General features: G+C 27.3%; 1 protein-coding gene. It reads right to left on the bottom strand.

Annotation, left to right across the window (positions count from 1 at the left end):
* The coding region (locus tag IEW49_RS13465; RefSeq protein WP_188643244.1) for an LAGLIDADG family homing endonuclease at nucleotides 1-301 on the bottom strand (301 nt) is incomplete at its 3' end.
* Nucleotides 302-627 lie beyond the last annotated feature (326 nt).

Raw genomic sequence — 627 nt, 5'->3', positions numbered from 1 at the left:
TATTTATCTTACCTATTTTTAAAACAGAATGAATATATTCTAAAATAGAAAGATCTTCTAAATGAAGAGATATAACTAACTTAATTGCTATGAAACCTTTAGATGTTTTAGTTACTTGAATATACCCATCACCATCAACCAATCCAGCTAAAAAAGCTAAAAATGATGAAGGAATGGATATATATTCTTGTTTATCTAATCTTAAAGCCTTATTTGATTTCTTTAAAGCGTTTTGATGAATAACACCTATCGTAGGAAGGTTAGATGAAAAATTAACATGTAGTAAGATATAATAATACACAACTACAATTGAAAATAAAATAGCAATAAAAGATAAATTAATAATTAAAGTAATAATTTTTGACTCAACAATATCTTGTCCAATTCATGGAATTGCACTTATTAAATTGGTAATAACAGTAGCACCTCATAAACTCATCTGTCCATAAGGTAAAACATACGTACTTACTTATTATATCAATAATAAGCTGGAATAACTTTTAATTCGTGTATTCCATTAATTAAATACCTTTGTTTAATTAAAAGTTCCGACTGTACATTAAGCAGCATTTCAGCCACCCATTAGTGACCCAGTCTGTAGCGATTATTTATATAACCGACGGTCTT

This window comes from Pseudoblastomonas marina, assembly GCF_014641655.1.
GTDB lineage: Bacteria > Pseudomonadota > Alphaproteobacteria > Sphingomonadales > Sphingomonadaceae > Alteriqipengyuania_A > Alteriqipengyuania_A marina.
This window is presented reverse-complemented; position numbering and strand designations above follow the sequence as displayed.